The following is a 22417-nucleotide window of genomic DNA, read 5'->3' on the forward strand; positions in this document are numbered from 1 at the left end:
ATTGACAATTTACGTAGTTTTATTTATCATTTTTACTATCGTCCTCTCGAGCATCTCGTGTCGGTGGGGACTCTTTTCTTATTGTGAAGAAGATGGCACAAAAGGCAGAGTTGGATCGTATCTGGGCGATCCTCACCTCCAGGCAAAAAAAATTGTCTATTACAGGTTTGTGGGAGGGCTTTCATTAACCGAAATCGCAGAGTTAGAAAACATGGATTATCAATCTGTTGCGAATATCATCTATCGCGCTATAAAAAAAATAAAAAAATTTTATTCAAGAAGTGATTAAAAAAGTAATGATCATGCATTATAACATATATATTGCAGATCATGGTAATTGATAAACAAAATAAAAATTACATAGATTTCACATTTGAAGATTTTCTTCAGGACGATTTTTTTATAAAATCCGTTTTATGGCCAACAGAGGAGTCGGTGATTTTCTGGAACAAGTACCAGAAAGAAAACAGAGAATATGCAAAGGCTGTAAGATGCCTCAAAGATTTGAACAAGAATCTGTTGGATGAAGATGATGTATATAAAATATGGTATCTTATTCAAACATCCAACCATCATCGACGGGCAAAGATCAAAGGGTTTTATTTTATCATCAGTTCTGCAGTCGCTGCAACTCTGGCTTTGCTGCTATACATCAACGGTCTGTCCACGAAAGAGGATAATAATCTAAGAGACATAAAAGAATTTGCCTATAACAATATACCTATTATTGAAACAACAGAGACACAATTATTCGTATCAAAAAATAAAGTCATTTCTGTGCCGGAAAAGGAATCTGTTATACGTTATGATTCGGCATCTGTAAAAGTCACTTCCAAATTCACTACTCAACAATCGGTACAGCACGAAATTTCAAGAAATGAATTAGCAGATTTTAACCAGCTAATCATTCCAAATGGAAAACGGTCTTTTCTTACTTTGGCAGATGGCACGCAAATATGGGTCAATTCTGGTACCAGATTAGTGTATCCGTCGGTATTCGCAGATGACAAGAGGGAGATATTTGTTGATGGAGAAATCTATATTGACGTACAACCAGATCATAACAGACCATTTATCGTACAAACTGCAGATATGGCCGTAGAGGTTTTGGGAACGAAATTCAATGTACAGGCTTATCATTCGGATGGACAAAAACGGGTAGTGTTACAATCCGGATCTGTTAAAATCTCTTCAGGTAAATCCAAAGGAGAAATTATACTTCATCCATCTGAAATGTATGAAGCAATCGGTACCAATGAGATTGTTACACCGGTTAACGTAATTAACTATATTTCCTGGACTGATGGGATATATATTTGTGACAGTGAAAGACTAGACTTTATTCTTACCCGGCTTTCCAGATATTATGGAAAAGAAATTATTGTAGATAAAAAAGCAGCCGGGTTGAAATGTAACGGAAAACTGGATTTAAAGGAGAACCTGAATGACGTATTGAATATTCTTCAATATATCGCACCGATAGAATATACGAGAGAGAACGATATATATTCAATAACTTATAAGCCCTGAATGCCTATGGAAAAAGTCGAATAAAAAAAACGAGTGGCCCGATATTGGAGTATCAGGCCACGAATTAGCAATTAACAAGTCATCTCAATAACTAATTAAGAACTAAATGCAAATGTACTACATTTATAAGAAATTACATCAAAAAAATTCATTTTTGATAAGGATGAAGTTTACCTTTATTTTTCTAATTCTGGGAGTCAATCTCAGCTATGCCCTAAACAGTTACTCGCAATCGACCAGCTTATCTTTACATCTTGAGGACAAGAGTATAAGAGAGGTATTAAGTGAGATTGAGGAAAAAAGTGAGTTCATCTTTATTTACGAAGATGCACTGGATCTGAATAAAAAAGTATCTATCAATGTTAAAAACGAGAAGATACATACTATTCTCTATAAATTGTTTGCATTAACCGATATTCAATTCTTGATTTCGGACCGGCAGATTGCCATTTCCACTAAAAAAAGTTCTATACAATCTCCATCTCAACAGAGTATTCGTGTGACCGGAACTGTATCCGATAATCTGGACTATCCCTTACCCGGGGTAACCATTATGATCAAGGGAACAGCACATGGAACAACCACAGACATGAATGGGGAATACGTTATTTCTGTTCCGAATGACACTTGCGTATTACAGTTCAGTTTTATCGGATATAAAACTCAAGAAGTCATTGTTGGGAATAAAAGGGTTATTTCCGTATATCTGTCGGAAGAAACCCTGGGTCTTGACGAAGTTGTTGTCGTTGGATTTGGAAAACAAAAAAAGACAGATGTTGTCGGTTCCGTTGTATCTATCAGACCCTCTGAACTCAAAAAAATATCTTCCAGTAATATGACCACCATGATGGCTGGGAATATTGCCGGAATGATATCGTATCAACGTAGTGGCGAACCGGGAGCCGACAATGCAGATTTCTTTATTCGCGGTGTGACAACATTTGGATATAAAGTAGATCCGTTAATACTCATTGATGGGATCGAAGTTTCTAAAACCGATTTAGCACGAATGCAACCGGATGACATCGAGAATTTTTCAATCATGAAAGATGCAACATCAACCGCGGTGTACGGTGCTCGCGGAGCAAACGGTGTCATTTCCATTACAACCAAAGAAGGGAGAGAAGGTAAGTTGAATATATCAGTTCGTTTTGAGAATGCATTTACGATGCCAACTAAAAATATCGAACTAGCTGATCCTATTACCTATATGAATCTGGGAAACGAAGCAGTAGTTACTCGTGATCCATTGGGAACTCTCACCTATTCAAAAACAAAAATAGACAATACTATAGCCGGAACAAATAAATTTGCATATCCCGCCACCGATTGGCAAAAAGAATTACTAAACGACTATGCCACTACCCAACGCATCAATTTAAATGCCAGCGGAGGAGGGAAAGTAGCGCGTTATTATCTGGCAGCCACCTTTAATCAGGATAACGGAATCCTTAAAGTCGAAAAACGTAATAACTTTAATAATAATATTCGCCTGAGAACTTATTCTTTCCGGTCGAATGTTAATTTCAACCTGACAAGAACCACCGAGGCTGCACTGAAAATATCCGGCACTTTTGATGATTATACAGGACCGATACATGGCGGGACAGAGGTATATCGCCAAATTATGCGTACAAATCCGGTACTATTTCCGCCCTACTATAAACCAGATGAGACCTACAAAGACTCTAACCATATTTTATTTGGCAATTACGGCACTGGAGCGAGATATATAAATCCCTATGCTGAAATGGTGAAAGGTTATAAAGACTACTCCCGCTCAAAAATTGATGCTCAATTTGAATTGACACAGGATTTTTCCTATATTACCGAAGGGCTTTCATTCAGGGCTCTGTTCAACACCTCCCGTTACGCATATTTTGATGTTTCCCGTTTTTACAATCCCTATTATTATACGGTTGGGAACTACAATAAGGCCAATAATACCTACATGCTGGCTTCATTAAATGAAGGGACAGAGTATCTCGGTTATAACGAAGGGGATAAGGACGTATTAACCTCCACCTACATTGAGCTGATGACTAATTACAACCGTACTTTTAACGAAGCACATAGTTTCAGTGGTATGTTGGTATATATCATGCGTAATGAACTGAAAGGAAATGCGGGGAATCTTCAACTTTCACTGCCCCGAAGAAATCTGGGATTATCGGGAAGAGCGACCTATTCATATAAGAGCAGATACTTCGGTGAATTTAATTTCGGTTACAACGGAAGTGAACGTTTTCATAAAAAGCACCGATTTGGATTCTTTCCTTCAGCCGGTTTAGCCTGGACTTTATCAAATGAAGATTTCTGGGATGTTCCGGCCATTACAAATTTTAAATTTAGGGGTACTTATGGTTTGGTGGGTAATGATGCTATCGGTAGTGATCAGGACCGCTTCTTTTATTTGTCTCAGGTAGACATGAATAGTGGCTCCAGAGCAGCTCGATTCGGGACATTGAGTGACTATGTTCGAAACGGAGTCCTTGTACAAAGGAACGCAAATGAAGATATAACATGGGAGATCGCCCGAAAGACCAATATCGGTTTTGAAATGGGACTTTTTGACAAACTGACCCTTGAAGCGGATTATTTCCATGAATACAGGACGAATATCTTAATGACCCGATCTTCTATACCTACAACGATGGGCCTCTATAGTACTGAAATGGCAAATGTGGGTGAAGCCGAATCGAGAGGGATTGATGGTTCGTTGGATTATACCACAAGTTTCGGCCGCAATGCATGGTTACGCGCTCGTGCTAACTTCACCTACGCTACCAGTAAGTTTCTTGTCTATGAAGAACCTAAATATAAGGAGCCATATCGACAGCAGGTTGGTCATCCTATACGGCAACAATGGGGCTACATAGCCGAAAGGCTCTTTATTGATGAAATGGAAGTAGCAAATTCGCCACAACAATTTGGGATTTATGGTGCCGGAGACATCAAATATCATGATGTCAACAAAGATGGTAAAATAACCAGTGCGGATATGGTACCGATTGGATATCCAACCACTCCGGAAATCATGTATGGATTTGGGCTTTCGGGAGGATATAAAGATCTGGATATCTCTTTTTTCTTTCAGGGTTCCGCCCGTTCCAGTTTCTGGATCGACGTAGCAAGTACTTCTCCGTTTTATAATGAGACACAATTATTAAAGGCTTATGCGGACAGCCACTGGTCGGAAGAGAATCAGAATATTTACGCTTTGTGGCCAAGATTAAGTACAACAATCGTTGAAAACAATAATCAACGTAATACGTGGTTTATGCGTGACGGTTCGTTTTTGCGTCTTAAATCGGTTGAGATTGGCTATACCTTACCAGCCAATATTTTAAATAAGTTATTCCTTTCCAATGCGAGAATTTATTTAAATACAACCAATCCAGTCCTTTTCAGTAAGTTTAAACTATGGGATATTGAAATGGGGGGAGATGGACTTGGATATCCGATACAAAAGTCGTATAACATCGGGTTAAATATATCATTCTAAACTATAAAGACTATGAATATCATAAAAATAAATATAATATTGATCTCTTTATGCATGCTTCTTTGCGTCTCCTGCGATTATCTGGATGTCGTTCCTGATAATGTGGCTACCATTGATAATGCATTTACCGACAGGAATGAAGCAGAGAAGTTTTTATTTACCTGCTATTCCTTTATGCCTACTCACGGCGACATAAACTCTCAATCATTTGGAATGAGTGACGAATTTTGGTTCCCTTATCCACAGGCTGAGTTGTTCTTCAGTTGTTATCCCTTCGAGTATATTGCCCGGGGAGGACAAAATGTCAACTCTCCTGCAGTGAATTACTGGGACGGAGCGAATTATGGAAAACCAATGTTTCAAGCGCTGAGAAACTGTAATATCTTTCTGGAAAAAGTAACCAACCATATTCCGGGTCTATACGAAACTGAAAAGAACAAATGGATTGCAGAAGTAAAATTCCTGAAAGCATATTATCATTATTGGCTTCTGCGTATGTACGGCCCGATCCCACTCATAAAAGAAAATCTTCCGGTATCTTCATCGATCGAAGAGGTACAAGTGAAACGAATGCCGGTCGATGAATGCTTCGATTACATCGTCAGTCTACTGGATGAGGCATCTCCTGATTTACCTGTTAAAGTACAAAATCCGGCGACCGAACTGGGACGGGTAACCAAGGCTATGACGCTTTCCTTGAAAGCAAAAGTACTGGTGGAAGCTGCCAGTCCTTTATTCAATGGCAATACCGACTATATTAATTTTAAAGGAGTGGATGGGGAACAACTTTTCAACCCGGAATATGACGCCGAAAAATGGGGTAAAGCCGTTACTGCCTGTAAAGAGGCAATAGAGGTATGTCATGAAGCAGGAAATAAGTTATTCGAATTCAGCCCCTCATTCGGTACCGATTTACAAGAGTCCACGATACGACAGATGAGTATCCGGAATAGTATCACAGAACGATGGAATAGTGAAATAATCTGGGCCAATACCAATAGTTCCTCTGCGGCGATGCAACGCTATGCTACTCCTTTTATCGATCCAAGCAAGACCTCCAATTTAGGTGTACGTTCAATGTTAGCACCCCCATTACGTATAGCCGAAATGTTTTATACCAAGAACGGAGTACCGATCGACGAAGACGAAGAATGGGCCATCTCGGGAAAATATGCACAGCGGTATGAAGTAAGGACTGCCGGAGAAGCAGACAAATATAATATCAAGGAGGGTACACAAACCGCTACCTTGAATTTTGACAGGGAGATCCGTTTTTACGCCAATCTGGGATTCGATAATGGACTATGGTACGGAATTGGGAAATTTGACGATAACGATCAGTGGCATATCAAAGCTAAAGCCAATGAACATGCGGGTAAACGTTCCGTTTCTCTATTTTCGGTAACGGGCTACTTTTGTAAAAAAATACCGCATTATGAAAATAACATATTGCCGGGTGATGGTGCCGGTTATAGTGTTGTTGATTATCCATGGCCTGTAATGCGTTTGGCTGACCTTTACTTATTATGTTCAGAGGCTATAAATGAATATTCAGGCCCGTCTCAGGAAGCCTATGAGTGGATCAACAAAGTAAGAGAAAGAGCCGGACTGGAACCTGTGGAAACCGCATGGCCAAAGTATGCAAGGGATAACCGGAAGAACAAACCTACCACGAAGGAAGGTTTAAGAGAGATCATTCAACAGGAACGGTTAATCGAACTGGCGAACGAGGGTCATCGGTATTGGGAAATAAGAAGATGGAAGTTAGCAAAAGAAATATGGCACAATCAACCTATCCGGGGTTGGGACATAGAACAAGAAACGACGGAAACTTATTATCGCATACGTACACTCTATACTCCAAAGTTTACAACACGAGATTATTTCTGGCCAATCAGAGAATATAATTTCTCGGTAAACGTCAACTTAGTGCAGAATCCGGGATGGTAATTTCACTTTAACTATTAATAGAAGAAATATGAAGACTTATACATACTTGATCTTTTTTATTTTTGTCTGGCTAATTACAGCATGTCAGGAAGAGAACGAAAGAATTCCTTTCTCTTCCGACACCACTGTTCCTAAAGCAATTTCAGATATCAAGGCCGAATCATTGCCGGGGGCAGTTAAACTGACTTATAGAATTCCAGACGACAACATCATTTCATATGTGAAGGCCGAATGTATGATCAACGGGACACTGCGTGAAACAAAAGCTACACCTTATCAAAACTCGTTGATAATAAACGGATTCCCGGATGTAAAGAGTTATGATGTAAAGGTATATACTGTCAGCCGTAACGAAATACTCTCAGAGGCGAAGATTATACAGGTAGAACCGTTAACTCCACCTTATCAGGAAGTCTATGAAACATTAGACCTATTCCGGGATTTCGGAGGGGCTACCGTTTCTTTTGAAAATCCAAATGAGTCTGATTTAGCGATATCTCTTATTTACGTTGACAGCCTTGGATTTTGGGATATTGCCGAGACCTACTATACGCGGAAAAAGAATGGTACCATATCTGCACGTGGATTTGATCCTGTTGAAACAAAATTTGGAGTTTACATCAGAGATCGTTGGAACAATATTACTGATACGCTGGTAAAAGATTTGGTTCCTATTTTTGAAAAACAACTGGATCGCACCAAGTTCAGGGAAGTCAAATTACCAAGTGATCAGGAATCTGCATGGGGATGGACTATGCCTTATATTTGGGATGGAATAATTGTGAATAACATAAATCCCGACAAGCCGGGATTTCACACTGCACCGGGAAAAGGATGGCCCCATTGGTTCACTTTTGATCTGGGAGTTGAAGCCAAACTTAGCCGCTATAAATTCTGGCAGAGGGGAGCAAGTCCTTACGTATCATACAACGACCGCAATATTAAGAAATTTGAAATATGGGGAAGTCTTAATCCGAGTGTGACTGGAGAATTTGATGAGACGTGGACACTTCTCCTCTCAGCTGAGGTAATCAAGCCTTCAGGATTACCATTGGGAGAATTATCGGACGAGGATATTGCAGAAATAGTGAATGGAAATGAATTTGTATTTCCTCCAAACACGCCGATTACTCGCTACATAAGAATAAAAGTACTGGAAACCTGGACCGGCGCCGATAGTTTTTATATCATGCAGGTAGCCTTCTGGGGAGCAGAAGCCGACGAACTGGACGAATGATGCAGCTTTGCTATTTATTCAATATCATTTAAACAATATATTATGATGAAAAATTATTTCAGATTATTTATATGCATTTTTGCACTATCTCTTCTTTGTGCAAATTGCACCAAAATGGATGATTACAAACAATATATCCCTGACGGAGAGACTATATATCCTCAGAAGGCAGATTCATTAAAAGCATATTCGGGAAAAAAACGAATTATGCTTGAATGGCAGATTATTGATCCGAAGGTAGATTTTTGTCAAATTTCCTGGTTCCAGGGTACTGAACAAAAAAACATGGATGTCCTTATCGAAACTAATTCGGAATATGACAATAATACGACTCAGGTTATCATTGATAATTTAGAGGAAAGTAATTACATATTCACCATAGTATCCTTCGATAAGTTGGGGAACAGGTCAATTCCTGTTGAAATCGAGCAGGTATCCTATGGAGATATGTATGAATCCTCTTTGGTAAACCGTGTTATTAAAAGTAAAGAGTACATGCCTGAATCGGGATTGACTATTGAATGGTATCGTGCCGAAGAAAGCGAGATAAATGTTGAATTGAACTATACGAGTATAAGCAAAGAACAAAAAAACATCATCATATCGAATGAGTCTACAAGTTCTTTCATATCGGATTTTAATGTAGAATATCCATTCACCTATAAGACATCTTACAGGCCTGATTCCACGGCAATCGACATTTTTTATGCAGATATTCAAGAAGAACGTGTCTCATATTATGCAGATATTACCGATGATTTTTTACAGAACACAGGAGATCCGTTTCAATTGGGAAGTATGGTACATGATAATCGGTTCTATGCCGCTCCGGGATGGATTGGAAATACTGTCGGCACTAGAAACGGGAACATTGACGTATTAAAAAATGCACCTAACCATGGATTGACTTTATGGGCATGGAGCGGCTACAGTCCTCTCCCTTCATTTGAAAACGGCAAACTATTCCAAACAATTGAATTGGAAGCAGGAACCTATCGTTTTGATGCATTGGTTTATGCTGTATCTTCCAACTTAAACAGATCTTATATAGTAGTTGCTTTAGGTGAAGATTTACCCGATATCAGCAATATTTCCTCGGCATTGGCATCAACGGCAGTACCCAATAACATCAAAGAAGGAGATACCAATAAACCTACCCTATCTGTGGAATTCGAGCTCACAGAAAAATCGAAGGTATCTTTGGGTTTTGTAGCCAATATAGGTCATGCTCAGGAAACCATATACAAGAAAGTAAGATTATTCGAAAAAAGATAAATGTGTAATCTGGATTTTTTTAGGTTGTTGATTTCCGGTATTCGATGAATACCGGAAATCACTTCTTTTTCAACAAATATCTGTAGCATTATTTTCCTATGATCAGAAAACAGTTGTTCGTCATTTTTTATTTTGCATCTTTTTTTGTTTTTGCACAAGAACCGGGCATTATCCTTCGTAAAGATTTTCGTTTTCTCGAAGAAATGGTTAAAGATGTGACAGAAAGTTCTCGTATCTATCCCGGGCAAAAGTTGCCTGATCCGTTTGGGAGCAACAATACAGGAGGTGTGTTGATCAGGCCGGGAGGCAGAGACACTTATCCGGCTTTCTGGATAAGAGATTATGCCATGTCTATTGAAACGGGTCTTGTAGATAAGAAAGAGCAGAAACACATGCTATTACTTACCGCCGCAACGCAATGTGATCAGACCTGGATTACACGGAGCGGCAAGGGTATGGTTCCGATGGGTGCTATTGCTGATCATATCCTGGTTGGATCAAGCCGCCCTATTTATTATCCGGGAACTTATGACTATGAAGTACAAGAGAACAATGAATCGCAATACGGACATTTCCCCCCCTATTGTGATCAATTCTTTTTTATAAAAATGGCCTATCTATATGTAAGAAACAGTTCCGATATAAAGATCTTAAAAAAAGAGATCAATCATATCAAACTGATCGATCGGCTGGAACTGGCGTTCAAAGTACCTCCCGTCCGCGATGGAAGCCACCTGGTATATACCACGGAAACTTTTCTGGGAGTAGACTTTGGATTTAGAGATGCTGAGAAAATAACGGGTGATCTGGCTTTTCCCTCGATCATGAAGTTTTGTGCGGCCAATCAGCTTTCCTGGCTCTTTGAAAAACTGCGGGATAAGCAAAAATCAGAAATATATAAAGATATCGCCACTCAAATAAAAAAAGCGATACCCGATACTTTTTTAAATGCAGACGGCATGCTATGTGCTTCTACCGGTTTAAGCAAACAAGCCGATGTCTGGTCGACAGCCTTAGCCGTTTATCTGGGTATTCTTGAAGATGAAAACATATTAAAAGCGTGTCGACATCTCGATCGAGCATATATCGAAGGAAAACTCGCCTATAAAGGAAATATAAGACATATTATACAAGGTGAGGATTTCAGCAATACAACGGCATGGGAAGCCTCAAAAGTTGGCATCAATGTTTACCAAAACGGAGCCTATTGGGGAACACCCACCGGTTGGGTTGCATATGCCATATCTAAAGTCAATTCGGAACATGCGGCACAACTGATAAGGGAATTCATCGATGATTTGCGGGAAAACGATTATCGAAAAGGCTCTGAATATGGGGCTCCTTATGAATGTATCTATCCACCGGACTATTTCAGAGGTCCGGTGTATCTGACTACTGTTTCCTGCCCCTATATCGTTTTAAAGTCAATGATAAAAGAGAACCAATAAAATCCCGGAGGACTTTCCTTTGGCTTTCTTGCAGGCCCCCAACTATGATAAATGCATTGACAATTTACATAGTTTATTTATCATTTTCATTTATAAATATTGAGTATTTTTGGGAAAACTGTGAAGCGCTTATAACTGCGCTGATTCGGGCTTGAAGGCTGTGGAATACACTCGAAATTGAATCAATAATGTCGGAAATAATAAACTATATTAGAAATGAAAAAATTACTTTGTGTACTTATCCTTTTTTGCTGTATGATGTCTATCGTTGTCGCTCAACAAAAAAAAGAACCGGCACAGATACCCATTCTGGGATGGTATGGCGTATCACCCAAAGACAATACAGTAGAACGATTCAAAGAACAAAAAGAATCGGGGATCACCCACAATTTCACCTTCTACAAGAACGCGGAAGAGTTGGCAACCGCCCTTGATGCAGCGCAAAAAGCAGGCATAAAAGTGATTGCCCACTGTCCGGAATTGGAGAAAGAACCGGAAAAAACAGTCAAACGGTTTATGAATCATCCTGCCCTGGCAGGTTATTTCCTGCGTGATGAACCGGGTAGGGCCGATTTTCCGGAACTGGGTGCCTGGGCTAAAAGAATACAGAAAGTGGACAACAGCCATTTCTGCTACCTCAATCTTTTCCCTGTTTATGCACCGCCAGCCGCACTCGGAACGGATACCTACCGCGAGTACGTGCAACAATTCATAGAGGAAGTCCCATTACAACTTTTATCATTCGATCATTATCCGATCATCCTTGACGAAACAGGAAATCGCATAGTGCGTAACGGCTGGTATGAAAATCTTGAAATCTTTTCAGAAGAGGCGGCCAAGGCCGGAAAACCGTTTTGGGCATTCGCGCTTACTGTAGCACATGCATCCTACCCTATTCCCACCATCGAAGAGATCAGGTTGCAGGTATTCAGCAACCTGGCTTATGGTGCGCAAGGGATTCAATACTTCACCTATTGGACACCCGGCACGGATGAAGGTTTTGACTTTCATCACGGGCCCATCGACCACGACACCCGCAAACGGACCGAGGTTTTCGACCGGATAAAAGAAATGAACCGGGAAATTCGCAATCTTTCAAAAGTCTTTTTAAATGCAAAAGTAGTTTCTATCGCCCATACAGGGGATATCATTCCTGATGGTACAAAACGACAGGCGAAACTTCCGGATGTGATCAAAATGTTCGAGACGGAAGGGGAAGGAGCGATTGTTTCAATTCTGGAAAAGGGAAACGACTCTTTCCTGGTAATTGTGAATCGTGATTTCAAGAAGAGTATGAAGGTCAGGATTGAAGGTGATCACTCCTTACAAAGGGTTCTCAAAGATGGTACGGTTGTGCCGGCCCGTGCCTACATCAACACCCTGGAAGTCGATCCCGCGGATCTGTTGATTTACAATTGGAAAAAATAACGCTACGCAATTACTCAAATAAAAATGAAAAATATTCTATTTGCATTCCTGTTTATTTCGATGATGTTATCCATGATATCGTGTTCGCCAAAGGCATCGATATCGGTGAATCATCAAACCTGTGAATACAGGGAGAACCCGTTGGGTATCGATATCACTCAACCCCGTTTCAGCTGGACATTGGCCTCCTCCAAAAGGAACCAGTTGCAAACGGCCTATGAAATTATCGTGAGTGATAACTTGGATGATATAAAAGCCGACAAGGGGAATACGTGGTATTCGGGTATAGTGAATTCCGACCAGAATTTTCATATTCCTTTCGAGGGGACTCCCCTCCAATCCTTTACCCGTTATTACTGGAAGGTAAGGGCTTATGGCACACAGGGAAAAGCCTCTTCCTGGAGCAAGGTAGCCTGGTTCGAAACGGCAATGATGGATGACAGCGACTGGAAAGCCAAATGGATCAGCGACGGTAGCACTACCCCCGAAAACAAAGCCGACTTTTACAAGGATGATCCTGCCCCCTTATTCAGGCGGACATTCAATATTTCCAAAAAGATCGCCAATGCCCGGCTTTATATCACCGGTGTGGGTTATTACGAACCTTACCTGAACGGGGAAAAAATAGGTGAACAGGTGCTTGATCCGGGATGGACCACCTACGGAGAACAGGTGTTGTATGCCACTTACGATGTCTCCGACAACTTGCAAAAAGGAGATAACGTGATTGGTATCATGGCAGGAAATGGCTGGTACAACCTTCTGCCGTTCAACATGTGGTGCAGCCCGATCCGTAACCTCAGACAATACCTGGATTGCGGACGCCCTACCGTGAAGGCGCAGTTGCGCATCACCTACCAGGACGGGAGTATTGAAGAGATCTGCACCGGCCAGAATTGGGAGACGGCTCCCGGCCCCATCATCCGGAACAATATCTATCTGGGCGAAATGTATGATGCACGGCAGGAACAACCCGGCTGGACATTGCCCGGTACAACACTGAAGAAAGCCAAGGCAGCCACCGAAACCGAAGGGCCAAAAGGAAAACTGATGGCTCAAATGCAGCCCCAGATAAAGCCGATAGAGATTATCAAGCCTGTCAGCATCAACGAGGTGGAACCGGGCATATACCTTTTCGATATGGGCGTGAATTTTGCCGGTGTAGTACGGCTGAGAGTCAACGGCCCGGAAGGGACTACCATCTCCCTTCGCTACGGGGAAGATATCTATCCCGATGGGAAACTGAACGGGATGACTTCCGTGGCAGGACAGATGAAAGGATGTGATGCCGGAGAAGGGGCTCCTCATATTGCATGGCAGGAAGATCATTACACATTGAAAGGAGACCCGAAAGGGGAAACCTGGAGTCCCCGATTTACATTCCACGGGTTCCGTTACGTGGAAGTGAAGGGATGGCCTGGCACACCCACATTAAACGATATGGAAGGGTTACGGTTGTCTTCCGGCGTGGAAGACGCGGGGACCTTCACCTGCTCGAACGGGATGTTCAATACCTTGCAGGACAATATCCGGCGTACCTTCAGGAGCAATATGTTCAGCGTACAATCCGACTGCCCTGCGCGCGAGAAATACGCTTACGGAGGAGATATCCTCTGTACCACCGAAGCATTCATGTTCAACTATGACATGGCACAGTTCTACCGCAAGACAGTCGATGATCACCGGATTGCCCAACGCCCGTTGGGTGGTATCACTGAAACGGCGCCCTATGTAGGCATCGAGGATCATGGTCCCGGCGACGGATCCGGGCCACTCGGGTTCCAGCTGGGTTACACCTTTATCATCAATAAGTTATATGAGTTTTATGGAGATAAACGCATTATTGAAGAGAATTATGTGGCCTTGAAGAAACAGGCTGATTTCCTGATCAGCAAAGCGGATGATCATCTATATAACAGCGGTCTTAGTGATCATGAGTCACTGGATGAGAAACCTTTCGGATTAACCGAATCGCTTTTCTATTACAACCATATCCAACTCATGGCGAAATATGCGAAACTGATGGAAAAGCCGGAAGATGCCGCTTATTACACGGAGATCATGCAACAGATCGGGGACCGCGTGGTGGAGACCTATTATAATCCCGAAACGGGAGTCTTTGCCAACGGCACACAGACAGCACAGGTTTTCGGGCTGGGCTACGGCCTCCTGGCAGAAACCGACAGGGAGAAAGCTTTCTCGGCACTGGAACAGGCATTTGAAGCCCGGAACCATCATCTCTCCACCGGTATATTCGGCACCAAGATGATGCTCGACCTGTTGCGCCAGCACGATATGAATGAACAGATGTACCGGATTGCCAACCAGCGCGACTTCCCGGGATGGGGATATATGATAGAAAAGGGAGCCACCTCCCTCTGGGAAACCTGGGCATACTCCGACAATGTCTATTCCCAGAATCACCCCATGTTCGGATCTGTCAGTGAATGGTTTTACAGGTCATTGCTGGGTATTAATCCCGATGAACCCGGATTCAAGAAGATCATCATCAAGCCTCAACCGGCTGGTGACCTGACTTTTGCCAAAGGATCATACCTCTCGGTGCAGGGACTCATCACTGTGGATTGGAAGATCAGTGACGGGAAGTTCATCCTCTCGCTGGAAGTGCCGGTAAACACCACCGCACGGATATATATTCCTTCCACATCAGGAGAGGTGATGGAATCGGGGAAAAAGACCGACAGCAATGAATTCCGGGATCAAAAGGCAGAGAACGGTTATATCTCCCTATCCGTGGGATCGGGAAAATACCGATTCGAAACCGGGTACAAAAAATAAACCATCTAGTTACATACCGGATTGCTTATCTATTTATATATTAGCGGTCAAATATAATAACAACGACATGAAAAATCTTATCTATGGAGTATGCATATGGATGAGCATCAGTTTCTCGCTGTCGGGTCACAACCCGGCAGAAAAAGAAGAAGGTGATATTATCATTAAAAACGGCCTGTTCAGATTAGTCGTAGGGAGTAACGCGATCGCCAAAAGCCTTACGCTCACATCCACCGGAGAAGAGTGTTTAATGCAGGAAGAAAATGTCCCGCTCTTCTCGGTTACGCAGGAACGTCCATACCACAACGAGATCAAACTGTCACACCCGAATAAGAGAACCACCTTCCAGGCAAATTCGATCCATCGGGAAGGAGACAAACTGATTGTCGGTTTTGAACTGGTCCCCTATCAGGCTGTCATTCAACTAAAGGAAACGCCGGCTTATGTCGGCTTTTCTCTGGAGGGTTTTATAGTGGCACCCGGCACCTACCCTTCCTATCTCAAGATAACCCCTCCCCCTGCCACGGAGTTATGCCTTCTACAGCTACCGGTTCGCAACCATACATATTTCGGAGAATGGTTAAACGTGAGTTGGGATGAGAATGTGGCTGTCAATGTCCTGGCAACGGATGAGAATGCTTATATCGATTTCGAGAAGCATAACAACTACAAGCTCCTAACCGCCACGGCTTTAAAAGAGATCAAATTTGAGGGTACCGGTGCCGCCCTGATTGTATGCAAACCGGAAGATCTGCTGGATAACATCGCACAAATTGAAGAGGATTTCGATTTACCGAAAGGGGTGGAAAGCAGGCGAAGCAATATGATCAATGCCTCCTACTATTGGTCGCCTCAAGTGAATCCGGGAAATGTGGATCAGCATATCCGGTATGCCAAAATGGGGGGATTCAGGGCGATGAACCTTTATTATCCCTGCTTTGAAGGATTTGGAGGGTATGATCTGATCGGGAATTACGAGATCGACAGGAAACTCTACCCTAACGGGAAAGAGGATCTGAAGAAAATGCTAGACAAGATCAAGGCGGCAGGCATTACACCTGGTGTACATTTTCTACACTCCCATATAGGCCGGAACAGCCAATATGTAACACCTATTCCCGACCACCGGTTAAACCTCACCAGGACATTTACCCTATCAGAGGATATAGCACCTGATGATACGGAAATATTTGTGGAGCAAAACCCCAAGGGTACAGTTATGGCAGACGGATGCAGGGTGCTGAAAGTGGGTTCTGAATTCATTACATACGAGAATTATACCATTACCCCACCCTATAAATTTATCGGTTGTACACGAGGTGTCGATCAGACGACTGTTAACGGCCTATCCAAAGGCTCGATCATCGGGATTGTGGATGTCAGCGAATTTGGAGCCACAAGCCTCTATATCGACCAGCGGACTAGCCTGCAGGATGAAATTGCAGAGAAAATCGCCGATATTTACGATGCTGGTTTTCAATTCATCTATTTCGACGGATCGGAAGGTGTAAATCCGCCCTTCGGAATAAATGTAGCCCTGGCACAATACCGTGTCTTCAAACGATTGAAACCCGAACCATTGTTTGCCGAAGGAGCTGCAAAATCACATTTCAGTTGGCACATGCTAAGCGGCGGTAATGCTTTTGATGTATTTGCCCCTGAAGTACTAAAGGAAGAGGTACGGAAATGGCCGGGGGAGGAAGCGCCACGGATGAAACAGGATTTCACCCGCATCAACTTCGGCTGGTTGGGTTACGTCATCCCTGATGAAAACACCGTCGGTACGCAACCCGATATGCTGGAATATGTGACCAGTATGGCCGCAGGCTGGGATTGTCCGGTCTCGATTCACGCTTATCCCCATATATTAGATGCACATCCCAAAACAAAAGATAATATGGAGGTATTCAGGAGATGGGAAGAAGTGCGAGCCCGGAACTGGCTTACCGATACACAAAAGAAGATGCTGCAGAATGTAGAGCAGGAGCATCACCTCCTCCTGGACGAACAGGGGCAGTTCGAGCTGGTAGCCTACGATCAGATCAGTGATGTTGCCGGCGGAAGCAGGGATATCAGGGCCTTTACCTTCAAAAGGAAGGGTGAATATTATGTGGTATACTGGCATATTTCGGGAGATAAAAAGCTTCAACTGCCACTAAAACCGTCCGATATCACCTTGTATGAGAAACTGGATAAAAAGAAAAAGGTTATTTCTGCTACAAATAACAGTGTAACCGTGCCGGCAAGTAACCGTCATTATATCAAAACCAATAAACTGACAACAGAACAACTATCGGATGCCTTTAAGAGTGCACAAATTATAGATTAAATATGAAAACCACCAAATTACTATTTCTTTTCATCATCGCGGGAATGTATATATTCCAGATACATGCTGAGAGCATCCCCACCACTCTCTTATATCACAAGATATTGAACGAAACGGGATCATTTCCAGAACTGGTGGCAGATGCCGGAATCACGGCAGATTACACACCTGATGGTTTGAAAATCACCGGAAAAGAAGGAACCATCAGGCTGGACAGATATTATTCCCTGGGAGAACGGATGATCCGTTATCACGTGAAATTCAGTGATGACGCGGTAGCACTTTTCAAGAGTAATACCGGCGACTTTCAGGTATCTGTCGATATAGCCCGGAAAAGGGTCTCGGTAGCGACAAACCCTGAGAGTTGGAAGAAGATGGATTTTCTGGATGCAACGCATGAATACCTGGTAGAGATCTACCGCTCCTATCAAAAACATATGATCCGCATAGTGGATGTATATACCGCTGAATCCGATATATTGTCTTTGACAATGGATGGTCCCGGCGGATGGGGTGTCGGCATAGAGAACAGCAGTTTCGACACCGGCCGTCAGCATGATTATTACTGCTTCGGTTTGCAGTCGGGCACCTCCCTGCTGGTGAGACAGATCAGCGTATTGGCCGGAGCATGCGACCTGTTCCTGTTGATTTACGGCGATTCCATCACCGAGCCGGACGGATATTTCCCCACCCGCGATTTTCCTTCGGCATGGACACAACTGATCATGAAAAACGTACCGGGAAGAGCCATGAGCAGCGGCCGGGGAGGATGCACCATCCACCATGTGCTGGAACGGATCAAAAACGAATTACCCTATGTCAAAGCCAAATATGTGATGGTTACCATTGGCACCAATGGTGGGAATACGGAAGAAAACCTGAGTGAACTGGTCGAATATATCCTGTCGCAGGGATCTGTCCCCATCCTCAATAATATCCCCTGCAATGAAAGCGGTACACAGATTGGTGCCAACCAAATGATAGAAAAGATACGGCGGAAATACAATATCAACGGCTGTAAATTCGATGTCGCTACCTCCATCAATCAAGACGGTCTGGAAGTCGATAAATCGACAATGTATCATGAAGACTACACGGGAACCTGGGGACAAATTTATCACCATCCCAATGTAAAGGGATCACAGGCAATGTATATACGTACACTCATTGATGTTCCTGAAGTTTACGATGCCACGCTTCCAGATTAAAAGGATTTCATTATATTTTCAGAATATAGGATACGCCTGGGAAAAAAGCAAGCAAGCTTGGTTTTTTTCTGGGCTTTCACTATATTTGCACTTTTAAATTTCAATTTATCAGGAAAATTCTGATTCTAATAACAATTTTCAGAAATTATCAAGTAATTACTAACTATAAAACAGAGACACACAGGCCCCATGAATGAGATTAAATTTTACAACGGAGAGAATATCCCGTTGGAATTGCACAAGGTACGGATAGTACAGAAATTACATTTAGTACCTATCGAGAGAAGACTGGAAGCGTTACAAGAAGGCGGATTCAATACTTTCAGGCTCAGCACCAAAGATGTATTCCTCGACATGCTCACCGACAGCGGTACCAACGCCATGAGCGACAACCAGATGGCAGCCATGATGCAGGCGGACGATGCCTATGCCGGATCGCAGAGTTTTTTTCGTCTGCAGAAAGCAGTAGAAGATGTATTGGGTAAGAAATACTATCTTCCGGTACACCAGGGACGCGCTGCAGAAAATATCCTCTCCAACGCGTATGTGAAGAAGGGTAATCTGGTTCCGATGAACTACCACTTCACCACCGCTATGGCGCACATCACCCAATATGGAGGGAAAATAGCGGAATTATTATACGACGAGGCCTATGTGATTAACTCCTCCCACCCTTTCAAAGGAAATATGAACCTTGAAAAACTGGAAGAGATCATCAAGATACACAGTGCCAAAAATATCCCGTTTATCCGGATGGAAGCCTCTACCAACCTTATCGGGGGACAGCCCTTCTCGGTACAGAACCTGAGGGATGTCAGGGCGATTGCCGATAAATACAACATCCGGCTTGTCCTCGACGCGAGCCTGCTGGGTGAAAACGCTTATCTGGTGATCCAACGGGAAGAGGAATTCAAAAACAGTACAATGGGAGAAGTAATGAAGATCATGACCGGACTGGCTGATATTGTCTATTTCTCTGCACGAAAACTGAGTTCTTCCCGTGGAGGAGGTATCTGTACCGACAATGTAGACATTTATAAAGAGCTGGAAGCGCTTGTACCGCTGTTCGAAGGATTCCTCACCTACGGAGGTATCTCGGTGCGTGAAATTGAAGCGATGGCTGTAGGTCTGTATGAAACGCTCGACGAGACGATGATCAGCCAGAGCCCCAACTTTATCGCTTATTTAGTGAATGCGCTTGACACATACGGTGTACCGGTAGTAAAGCCGGCCGGAGTGCTGGGTGTCCACGTGGATGCGATGAAAGTGTGTGAACATATCCCACAGAAGGAATATCCTGCAGGTGCTTTGGCTGCTGCGCTTTTCCTTATCTCCGGTATCCGCGGAATGGAAAGAGGATCTATCTCCAACCAACGTGACGAGTATGGCAACGAGACCTATGCCGATATGGAACTGGTGAGATTGGCTATCCCGCGCCGTGTATTTACCTTATCACAAATCAAATATGTAGAAGACCGTATGACCTGGTTGTATGAAAACCGGGCGCTGATCGGCGGACTCCGATTTGTATACGAGCCGCCCGTGCTCCGTTTCTTTATGGGCGGATTGGAGCCGGTGAACGATTGGCCACAGAAACTGATCGCCAAGTTCAAAGAGGACTTCGGAGAAAGTCTATAAGAAGTAGAGTAAAAAGGCCGTTTTTTAAACGGCTTTTTTTCTTAACACTCATTTATCATAATTTAATCGACATCTTCCCTACTATTTCATTCAATTGTTGTATTTTTAAAAATTATTGCAAAATTCAAGATAAAAATGAAACAAAACGCCCTTTTTCTGGTATTGGCACTCTTTATATCAGGAACCATTACCGTTCAAGCCCAGGAGATTATCGCCCACCGTGGCTATTGGAAAACCGATGGTTCAGCCCAGAATTCCATCACGGCATTGATGAAAGCCGATTCAATCCGTGCATATGGTTCGGAAGTGGATATATGGCTCTCTTCCGATGGTATTCCGATGGTGAATCATGATGCCCATGTCACCCTGAATGGCGAGAAGCTGATCGTGCAGGATACTCCGGCCGCCACTCTCCGGAAAGTAAAGCTAGCCAACGGGGAAATCATACCGACGGTGGAAGAATATTTAGATGCTTTTACCCGATGCAAACACACGAAACTCATTATTGAGTTTAAGTCGCACAACTCAAAAGAGAGAGAGGATGAACTGGCCGAAAAGGTGATTCAGATGGTACGCGATCGCAACCTGCAGGATAGAGTGGAATACATTGCCTTCGGAATTAATTTTGTACAACAGGTAAGAAAACTTGATCCAAAAGCGCCGGTCTTTTACCTGAATGGCGATTTAAGTCCCAAGGTTCTTGCAACGATGAAACTGAGCGGATTCGACTATCATTTTAATGTAGTATATCAAAAACCGGATTGGGTGAAAGAAGCGCATGGATTAGGACAGAAAGTAAATGTCTGGACAGTAAACAGCCCGGAAGATATCCAAAAAATCATCGATCTGAAAGTAGATTATATCACCACCGACGAACCTTTACTGGTAAGAGATATACTACAGAAACAATGATCCGGTAACCGTTCAGATAAAATAAGATAGTGGCGGGCATCTATATCCATATTCCATTCTGCAAGACGCGGTGCACTTACTGTGATTTTTACACCGGTACCAATGAAACGCAGATGGATGCATTCGTCGATGCGCTCTGTACTGAAGCAGGGATAAGGAAAGATGAGATTCCCGAACGGGTGGAGACCATCTATTTTGGTGGAGGGACTCCTTCGCGGCTCCGACAGGAACATTTAGAAAAGATATTTGATACCTTACACAACCACTTTTCCATTGCTCCGGATGCGGAGATTACCGTGGAAGCAAATCCCGACGACCTTTCTGAGGAGTATGTAGACATGCTATCCGGGTTACCGATAAACCGGCTCAGTATCGGTATACAAAGTTTTGATGATAGGGAATTGAAATTCCTGAGCCGGCGTCATTCCGCCCGGCAGGCCATCGACGCGGTGAAGAGATGTCAGCAACATGGATTCGGGAATATCAGTATCGACCTGATGTACGGATTGCCGCAACAAACAGAGGAAATATGGCAACAGAATCTGGATCAGGCCATAGCTCTCAATGTTTCTCATATATCATCCTATCATCTTATTTACGAAGAGAAAACCCGGATGTATTCACTTCTACAGGCAGGAAGAATAACACCCGTGGGCGAAGAGGTCAGTACAACCATGTTCGCCATGCTGATCAACCGGCTCACATCGCATAGTTATATTCATTATGAAATATCGGCATTTGCCAGGGAGGGCTATTTCTCACGGCACAACAGCTCCTATTGGAAGAATAGGAGATATCTGGGTTTAGGTCCTGCCGCACACTCATTCGACGGCGACAACCGTTCCCGCAATATCCCCTCACTTATACGATATATCAAGGGGGTTGAATCGGGCACATTGAACCGGGAGACAGAACATCTCAACACGAGTGAAAAATACAATGAGATGATTCTTACAGGCCTGCGCACGATGTGGGGACTTGATCTCGCAGAACTCTCAACCCGCTTCGGCGATAAATATCACCGCTACTGCATGCAAAATGCACAGAAATATCTTGACGGGGATCTGCTCAAAATTGAAGAGGGTATCCTTATACTCACCCGCGACGGTATTTTCATCTCTGACGGCATCATGAGTGACCTGATGTGGATCGATTAGC

General features: G+C 43.0%; 14 protein-coding genes. All 14 read left to right on the forward strand.

The features are described from left to right. Window position 1 precedes the first annotated feature (1 nt). The 14 genes from VB073_RS17395 (at window position 2) to hemW (ending at window position 22416) form a co-directional block, all read left to right on the forward strand. Window positions 2–289 (forward strand): sigma factor-like helix-turn-helix DNA-binding protein, encoded by a 288-nt coding sequence (locus VB073_RS17395; RefSeq protein ID WP_416349487.1) that lies wholly within the window; start codon window positions 2–4, stop codon window positions 287–289. Window positions 290–330: 41 nt separating this feature from the next. Then, window positions 331–1530 carry a FecR family protein gene (locus VB073_RS01015; protein ID WP_323402277.1) on the forward strand — a complete coding sequence of 400 codons (1200 nt, stop codon included), beginning with the start codon at window positions 331–333 and terminating at the stop codon, window positions 1528–1530. Window positions 1531–1693: 163 nt separating this feature from the next. Further along, entirely contained in the window at window positions 1694–5035 is a 3342-nt protein-coding gene (locus VB073_RS01020) for a TonB-dependent receptor (protein WP_323402278.1), read from the forward strand. Window positions 5036–5047: 12 nt separating this feature from the next. After that, window positions 5048–6985, forward strand: a complete 1938-nt coding sequence (locus VB073_RS01025) for a RagB/SusD family nutrient uptake outer membrane protein (RefSeq protein WP_323402279.1) — start codon at window positions 5048–5050, stop codon at window positions 6983–6985. A gap of 28 nt (window positions 6986–7013) precedes the next feature. Continuing rightward, the gene (locus VB073_RS01030; protein ID WP_323402280.1) at window positions 7014–8222 is read left to right on the forward strand and encodes a DUF5000 domain-containing lipoprotein; all 1209 of its coding nucleotides are present in this window, start codon (window positions 7014–7016) and stop codon (window positions 8220–8222) included. 114 nt (window positions 8223–8336) lie between these two features. Beyond that, window positions 8337–9497, forward strand: a complete 1161-nt coding sequence (locus tag VB073_RS01035; protein WP_323402281.1) for a DUF4998 domain-containing protein — start codon at window positions 8337–8339, stop codon at window positions 9495–9497. Window positions 9498–9595: 98 nt separating this feature from the next. After that, window positions 9596–10945 carry a hypothetical protein gene (locus VB073_RS01040; RefSeq protein WP_323402282.1) on the forward strand — a complete coding sequence of 450 codons (1350 nt, stop codon included), beginning with the start codon at window positions 9596–9598 and terminating at the stop codon, window positions 10943–10945. Window positions 10946–11161: 216 nt separating this feature from the next. Then, window positions 11162–12373, forward strand: coding sequence for a beta-galactosidase (locus VB073_RS01045; RefSeq protein WP_323402283.1), 1212 nt, complete (start codon window positions 11162–11164; stop codon window positions 12371–12373). Window positions 12374–12397: 24 nt separating this feature from the next. After that, the gene (locus tag VB073_RS01050) at window positions 12398–15172 is read left to right on the forward strand and encodes a family 78 glycoside hydrolase catalytic domain (protein ID WP_323402284.1); all 2775 of its coding nucleotides are present in this window, start codon (window positions 12398–12400) and stop codon (window positions 15170–15172) included. 67 nt (window positions 15173–15239) lie between these two features. Beyond that, window positions 15240–17501: a hypothetical protein gene (locus tag VB073_RS01055; RefSeq protein ID WP_323402285.1), complete on the forward strand. Its 2262-nt coding sequence runs from the start codon at window positions 15240–15242 to the stop codon at window positions 17499–17501. Window positions 17502–17503: 2 nt separating this feature from the next. Then, complete coding sequence (locus VB073_RS01060; protein WP_323402286.1) at window positions 17504–18709, forward strand: SGNH/GDSL hydrolase family protein; 1206 nt, start codon at window positions 17504–17506, stop codon at window positions 18707–18709. Window positions 18710–18898: 189 nt separating this feature from the next. Continuing rightward, window positions 18899–20347 (forward strand): tryptophanase, encoded by a 1449-nt coding sequence (locus tag VB073_RS01065; RefSeq protein ID WP_323402287.1) that lies wholly within the window; start codon window positions 18899–18901, stop codon window positions 20345–20347. Window positions 20348–20482: 135 nt separating this feature from the next. After that, a complete protein-coding gene (locus VB073_RS01070) occupies window positions 20483–21259 on the forward strand; it encodes a glycerophosphodiester phosphodiesterase (protein WP_323402288.1) in 777 nt (258 codons plus the stop codon). A gap of 29 nt (window positions 21260–21288) precedes the next feature. Then, window positions 21289–22416, forward strand: a complete 1128-nt coding sequence (gene hemW, locus VB073_RS01075) for a radical SAM family heme chaperone HemW (RefSeq protein WP_323402289.1) — start codon at window positions 21289–21291, stop codon at window positions 22414–22416. Window position 22417: the final 1 nt, after the last annotated feature.

Origin of the sequence: Proteiniphilum sp. (assembly GCF_034927365.1) — a bacterium.
Classification (GTDB): Bacteria; Bacteroidota; Bacteroidia; order Bacteroidales; family Dysgonomonadaceae; genus Proteiniphilum.